The following is a 6,487-nucleotide window of genomic DNA, read 5'->3' as shown; positions in this document are numbered from 1 at the left end:
GTGGGAACGACGCGACGACATCCACGAAGCCTTCCTCGGCCTCGCCACCTGCCTCATCACCCACCGCCACGTCCAACGCCTTTGTTAGGGCCTCTAAGCGGAAAGGTGATCCGGGTCGCGGACCACGACGTCCGTTCGGGCGTGGAGACGGACATGGGGGAGGGAGACATGGGGGAGGGGGACTTCTGGGCGGAGATCCGGGAGACGATCCTGGGGACCGACATTCTGATCGTGTCCACGCCGATCTGGCTCGGGCACCCCTCCAGCATTGCCCAGCGGGTCTTGGAACGCCTCGACGCGGAGATCAGCGAGAGCGACGAGGCGGGCCGGATGCTCACCTACGGCAAAGTGGCCGGCGTGTGCGTTGTCGGGAACGAGGACGGTGCGCATCATGTGAGCGCCGAGCTGTTCCAGGGCCTCAACGACTGCGGCTTCACGCTACCCGCGAACGCCGTCACCTACTGGGTCGGCGAGGCCATGCACGGCACCGACTACCAGGATCTCAACGAGACCCCGGTGAAGACCGCGGCCACCACGGCGACCCTCGCCGCCAACACTGCTCACCTCGCCCGCCGCCTCAAGTACGCCAACTACTCGCCCTCCTGACGCCATCACGAGGGGAGAGGCCCTTGTGATAGCACGGCGAATCACCGTGGGCGATGGCGGCAGGAGTCGATTCGTGGCGAGCGATGGCGGGGTGCGCGACGGACTCCTCGCCGTACTCGGCCAAGGTGTCGACTCGCCCGCGGCTGCCGGGCTGGTGGTGTCCTACCAGTGGTATTCGGTGACGCTGCCTCCGGTGAGTGTGATGGTGCCGTGAGGGGTGGTGTCGTCCTTCCAAACGGTGTAGTCCCCTGCGGGCAGGGGCTGGATGAGGACGCAGTGGATGGTGCGGTCGGCGAGGTGGCGGGGCCGTACGGCTGCGTGGGTGCGCTGGTGGGGCCGGGTGGTGGGGCTGACGTGGATTTCGAGTCCTTCGTGTTCGGGCGCGGTGTGGATGATGAGGGCTGCGGTGGTCTCGCCGATGTCCAGTACGACGCTGCCCGGGGTGGAGGGGTGGGTGGCGTGGTGGTGCACGGGGCCTCTTCTCGGTCGAGGTGGCGGGGCCGCGCCGGTGCGGAGCGCGGCCCCGCTGGTGGGGTGTTGGTCAGGAGGCGGGGTGGTGGTACCCGTCGTAGGGCACGCCCAGGTACGGGAAGGCGTCGAGGTAGGGGTTGGTGACGTCGGCGGGGGTGAGGCCGTCGGTCACCTTCGACGATGCCGCGTCGGGGGTGTAGCTCTTGTCGACGAGCGGGAGCGTGGCCCCGGCGAGAGCGCGCAGTTCGACGGTGACGACGTCGTCGTAGACACGGCGGCCGTTGGGGAAGCCTGCCGGGTCGCCGCCGATGAGGCCGAGGATGTTGGGGTTCCTGGCCGGCGGGATGGCGGTGTTGAGGCGGATCATGTCGGCCAGGGTGGGGCCGGTGTAGTTCTGGAACCCTGGCACGACACCTGTGGGGATGCCGGTCAGCAGGATGGCGAGCAGGTCCGCGCGCGGCTTTCCGGACTTGTTGTACGCGTCGAGGTGGGGAAAGACGCCGGGGTAGAGCGTGGGCAGGAGTTTGGCCAGCTCGGGGTGCGCGACGTAGGTGGCGAAGCGCTTGTCGTCGGCCGGCGGGAGCGCGTTCCATTCGTCCTTGTGCCCGAGCGGGACGAGGACCTCGTTGAACAGTGGGTTGCCCAGGCGGGAGACCTGCGTGTAGGGGCCGGTCTCCAGGTCCTTGCCCTGCCGGGGCTCGATGACGCGCGCCTGGCGGCGGCTCGCGCTCGTCCACACGCCGATGGTGGCGTGGGGGTCGGCGGGGTCCTTGGCGGGGCGTCCGTGGAAGGTGAGGTCGGTTGCCGGGACTTGGACCGCGAGTGAGTGGACGTTGAGTTCCTTGGTCGTGTTGACCCCGTCGGCGGGCTCGCTGAAGGCGCTGGTGCCGAACTGGTTGTGCAGGTTCTGGAAGGGGCGCAGGTTGCCGAGGTCGAAGATGGACCCCAGATCGACGTAGAAGCCCTCGGCGCGCTGGCCGGCGAACACCTTGCGGTTCTTGCCGAGCGTGTGGATCGCCTGCTGGGCCAGCTTCGCGTAGGTCGGGGTGGACAGGGGCCCGATGTTGCAGGGAGGGCAGGCCAGGTTCCGGCCGAGGACCGAACGCCGGCCGCTGCTCTCGGAGCGGGTCAGGGTGTAGGTCTGGTAGCGGTTCCAGTTCGGCGAGTCCAGGGTGAGGATGGGCCCGGTGTTGTAGAGGAAGCTGTCCGGGCGCCGCATCTTGGTGGTGAACTCGAACTGGTAGGTGACATCGGCGCGGCCGTCACCGTCGTTGTCGATGTGGATCTCGTAGAGCACGTCGTCGCCGAACTCGTAGAAGTTCGGTCCGCCCGCGGGGTTCTGCAGGGGAATGTAGTTGGCGATCAGCGTGACGGTCCCCGGTGCGTCGGGGCTGACGAAGGCGTAGACGTCGGTGCTGTCGGCGACCGGGTCCTTGGAGATCTCCGGGGCTTCGCGGTGGGAGGACATCAAACCTCATCCGGGTGGGTCGAAGGCGACGCGGCACGGACTGCCGCAGTGGTGGGGGATGGTGCGGTCAACGGGTGTGACGCAGCAGAGCTGTAGCCAACTCCCGGTCGTAGACCTGGCGGTGCTGGTCGCCGTGGAACAAGTCCATCTCGCCGGTGGCTGCGTCACGTACGTGCACCACCAGCGGCTCGTGCGGGCCGACCGCTCCAGCGGTTTGCCCGGCCTCCGGTACGACACCGCGCGAGGGGGTTGCTTGGGCGGGCTCGGCCGCGCCCAGGATCGCGCCGGCGGTAAGAGCCGCAAGGCCCACCTGCGTCGCGCCGCGCATCACGCCCCAGCGGTCCAGTCCGCCGGGATCCTGCTGCTGAGGCTCGGAACGGAACTCGTTCATGATCACTCCTGTGGCTGGGGCGGACCGTACGGGTGAGCTGATCAGAGCGGTGCCTGCGCCGACGGCCAGGAGGAATCGACGCACGAGCAGACATGGCGTCCTGAGGCAGGCGTTTCCACGGTCCGCGAAAGGGATTGAGGGCGTCGATGACGCGTCTGACGGCAGACGCTGGGCCCGAGGCAGAAGGGGGCCCGACGCTCAGCCCCGAATGAAACGCCCTCCACCGTGCCCCGTCAAGGATGCTGAACCCGCCGGAACTTGGCGCGTGCCGTGGGGCATCTGTGTTGTCGCAGTTCAGGCCCAACGTGCTCGGCTGAATGAGGGAAGGCGATTATTTTTGCCCCATCGGACCAAACCGTCTCGGTGCCTGCATCGAACCAATAGCGGCAGATGAGAAAGAGAAGGAGGCGATCACCGGCTGTGGTCAACTGGACTGGTGCATAAGTGTGTTGATGCCCCTGCTCGATACAGTTTCGCCTGTACGCGCAGTGATTTCGCCAACTGGCGGATTCGGGCAGAGTGTCGCTGACCGGGTCAGCGATTCGGTATTGCGTGCTGCAGGGACCCGCGGCTGTGTGCCTCGTACTGAGCCCACGGACAACGCTTCCTGCTGCGTGCGGTTTTCACGCCTCGCGAAAGGCTTCTTTGTCAGCGAGCGTTCGGCTCCCCGGTTGTCTGTTTCATGCGGATCGGGTGTAGCGCCAGTTGGGGGTGTTCCGGTGGGTGAGGCGTCGGGTCATGAGGTTGATGCAGGCAATCTGGATCATGGCTGCTGATCGGCGTGCATGGGAGTCGCAGGCCAGACAGACGGTGCAGCATGAGCCGGACATAGGTCCGCTCGGCTGCCCAGCACTTGGCGATGGGGGAGGGAATCCCTTAGACCCGTAATTTCACTGGGTTCACGACTTCTGAAGGTTGTTCAGCGGGAACCGAAGGTTGTTACCTGGCTCGGGTCGTGGTGTGGCCTCGGGTTCCCGCTGATGTGCCGTCTGCCATGGGTATGCCGCGAGTTCTGCCATGAGGTAGGTCAGTAGGTAGACGTCTCGTCGGAGTCGAGGAGGCAGAGGCCGTACAGGACGTCGTCGGCGGGAACAGCGGTGTCACCCTCGGCGCGCACCAGGAGGCCGGGGTCGAGGAGCCCCGCGATGGCGGCGGCACACAGGCATGCCACGCCTTCCTCCAGGGAGGACAACCGCGGCGTGCCCTCCCTGGACCGGTACGGCTGCAGCCTTCAGGACCTGGTGAACATGGTCACCGAACTCCGCAAGCGCCAGATCGGCTTCACTGCCGACCGGCTGCGTCCCGACGCCGCCGCGACTGTCAAAGCCCTGACCACGCTGACGGGGAGCACTCCGATGCTGGTGACGGGCGACAACCCGCGCGCCGCCGCCCGCCTGGCCGCCGAGGTCGGCATCACCGGTGACGAGGTCCACGCCGTACTCGTGCCCCAGGACAAGGTCGAAGCCGTACGCCCTCTGGCGGCCCGCGGGCGCAAGGTGCTGGTCATCGGCGACGGCGTCAACGACGCCCCCGCACTGGCCGCCGCCCACACCGGCATCGCCATGGGCCGTGCCGGCTCCGACCTCGCCCTGGAGAGCGCCGACGCCGTCATCGTCCGCGACGAGCTCGCCACCGTCCCCACCGTGATCGCCCTTTCCCGGGCGGTCCGCCGCCTGGTGGTGCAGAATCTGGTCATCGCCGCAGTGTTCATTACCGGCCTGGTCGTCTGGGACCTGGTTGGCCACCTGCCGCTGCCCCTCGGTGTGCTCGGCCACGAGGGCTCGACCGTCGTCGTGGGCCTCAACGGGCTGCGGCTGCTGCGCGACGCCGCCTGGAACCGCGCCGCGCGGGACATGTGATGAGCCGCCGTACCAAGAAAGCCGCCCCCGCTTCGGGGGCGGCCCGGCCCACCGTCACCGTCTGCCCCGACTGCTGTTGCGGCACCCCGGCCAAGGTGCCCCGGCTGGACCACGAAGCCCAGCTCACCGACCTGCGCACCCAGCATGCCAGCACGAGGAGGCCCAGCCCGAGGCCAGCAGCCATCGCTTACTTGGGCACCTCTTTCTGCGGCATGGAAACTCTGGTGCGTACGCATCGTTGTTGCCGTCGGCGAACTGCCTTCGCCTGGGCGGCGGCTGGACCCGCTGACCCAACGCCCAAGTGGACGGTCGTGGCCAGGTCAGAGTGGCTGGATCGGCGTCGTGGTCGCGCCAGGCGGGCGCCCGAAACGGAGCGAGGTCGGACCTCCACTCGGGAATGCAGGGGTGGTTGGTGACGCAGGCAAGGTCCTTGCGCCGCCGGGCCGTCGCGGTCGGTGTCGAGGAGGGCATGAGCCTTGGCTTCGATTGGCCCCGGAAGCCGTGGCCCATACCGTTCTGGAGCTATTCATCGGCACGGGGTCCGCCGCCTCGCTGACGCAGGGTGACTTGTTGGGCGAGGAGGTACTTGCGGACGGTGTAGTACGAGTATCCGAGGCGGTCCGCGATCCTCTGGATCGGTAGGTGCTCGGTGCGGTAGAGCCGCACGGCATGAGCGTGCAGGGCGGCCCGGTCGACGGTGTCGCGACCGCCTGCAGGACGGGCGGGGTGAGCCGACTGCGTGTCCATGCGGGGAGTGTGCGCCGTGTCGAGCGAATCGGAAAATGCGTGGCTGGGGGAAGATTCCCTCGCCTCAGGAGATGTGGCCAGCGGCGCTTGGCGTCTTGCACGGGACGGTCATGCCGGCGCCATCGGTGAAGTCCGTCTGTCTGTAAGGGGTCTGATCCCAGCCCCTGCCCTTCGCCGGCTCCGTCACCCTCCGTGTCTTGCGCGATTTCCTGAGCGGTCTTTCCGGCTTGGCGCCGGCGGGCACTTCGTTAGCCCTATGGAGTGAACAAGTCATTCATGGGCAATCCGGACGCTCCGTGGCTTCGAAAGAGCGATGAGAGGCCCTCAAAGGGGGCCGCTGCAGCTCCCGTTCCGGGGGCTTCGGTTCGTCGTTCAAGAAGGGATCACCTGATGTTTCGTGCGGTGAAGGCTGCGGGTCTGTTGGTGGCAGTGGGCGCGGCGATGACCATGGGTGCTGCGTCGGCGTCGGCCGATGCAGGGGCTCAGGGGGCGGCCATCGGTTCGCCCGGCGTGCTTTCGGGCAACGTGGTGCAGATCCCCGTTCACGTGCCGGTCAACGTGTGCGGTAACACCGTCAGCGTGATCGGTCTGCTCAACCCCGCGTTCGGCAACACCTGTGTCAACGACTCGCACGGTGACTGGCGGGAGCATGGCTGGAACGGGTCTCAGATGCACGGCCACATGGGGATGCACGGCCAGCCCATGGACCACCGGGGCGGCTTCGGTGAGGGGCACTGAGCAAGCGCGTAGTCGTGGCCTGCGTGGGGTGACCAAGACGGGCCAGCCTTGGGGAAGGTGACATCCGGACCCGTGCCGATGGTGGATCCCATCCGTATCCGCCGTCGGCACGGTGTCCGAGGCGGTGAGCCACCGGTTCCGGCTCGGCTCCCCTCCACTCCGATCGCATGCGTGCAGTTATCTGTTGCGGAGGGCGGCTTCCCTCGG

6 protein-coding genes and 2 pseudogenes are annotated in these 6,487 nt (G+C 67.6%); 4 read left to right on the top strand and 4 right to left on the bottom strand.

The features are described 5' to 3' along the window. Positions 1-48: 48 nt before the first annotated feature. Positions 49-606: a flavodoxin family protein gene (locus ACFYNP_RS37370; protein WP_388791826.1), complete on the top strand. Its 558-nt coding sequence runs from the start codon at positions 49-51 to the stop codon at positions 604-606. A gap of 162 nt (positions 607-768) precedes the next feature. Here ACFYNP_RS37370 and ACFYNP_RS37365 read toward each other — a convergent pair whose 3' ends face one another. From ACFYNP_RS37365 to ACFYNP_RS37355, 3 genes are all read right to left on the bottom strand, one after another. Beyond that, a complete protein-coding gene (locus ACFYNP_RS37365; RefSeq protein WP_388418578.1) occupies positions 769-1,077 on the bottom strand; it encodes a hypothetical protein in 309 nt (102 codons plus the stop codon). Positions 1,078-1,147: 70 nt separating this feature from the next. After that, positions 1,148-2,545 (bottom strand): DUF4331 domain-containing protein, encoded by a 1,398-nt coding sequence (locus ACFYNP_RS37360; RefSeq protein ID WP_388791822.1) that lies wholly within the window; start codon positions 2,543-2,545, stop codon positions 1,148-1,150. Between the two features lie 67 nt (positions 2,546-2,612). Then, a complete protein-coding gene (locus tag ACFYNP_RS37355) occupies positions 2,613-2,936 on the bottom strand; it encodes a hypothetical protein (protein WP_388791820.1) in 324 nt (107 codons plus the stop codon). A 1,061-nt stretch (positions 2,937-3,997) separates the two neighbouring features. On the opposite strand from ACFYNP_RS37355, the pseudogene ACFYNP_RS37350 reads away from it, so the two are divergent. Together ACFYNP_RS37350 and ACFYNP_RS37345 are read left to right on the top strand one after the other, a co-directional pair. Further along, positions 3,998-4,795 (top strand): annotated as a pseudogene (locus ACFYNP_RS37350) (HAD-IC family P-type ATPase); the annotation flags it as partial. After that, positions 4,795-4,935 (top strand): annotated as a pseudogene (locus ACFYNP_RS37345) ((2Fe-2S) ferredoxin domain-containing protein); the annotation flags it as partial. The pseudogenes ACFYNP_RS37350 and ACFYNP_RS37345, both read left to right, overlap by 1 nt. A 382-nt stretch (positions 4,936-5,317) precedes the next feature. Here the strand turns inward: ACFYNP_RS37345 and ACFYNP_RS37340 are convergent. Continuing rightward, complete coding sequence (locus ACFYNP_RS37340) at positions 5,318-5,542, bottom strand: helix-turn-helix domain-containing protein (protein WP_388418587.1); 225 nt, start codon at positions 5,540-5,542, stop codon at positions 5,318-5,320. 390 nt (positions 5,543-5,932) lie between these two features. Between ACFYNP_RS37340 and ACFYNP_RS37335 the strand changes: the two genes are divergently transcribed. Beyond that, on the top strand, positions 5,933-6,280 hold the full coding sequence (locus ACFYNP_RS37335; protein WP_388418590.1) for a chaplin: 348 nt from the start codon (positions 5,933-5,935) through the stop codon (positions 6,278-6,280). The last annotated feature ends 207 nt before the right edge of the window (positions 6,281-6,487 follow it).

The organism is Streptomyces sp. NPDC006691 (assembly GCF_042869955.1).
Classification (GTDB): domain Bacteria; phylum Actinomycetota; class Actinomycetes; order Streptomycetales; family Streptomycetaceae; genus Streptomyces.
The sequence above is the reverse complement of the archived record's forward strand: the minus strand, read 5'-3'. Positions and strand labels throughout refer to the sequence as shown.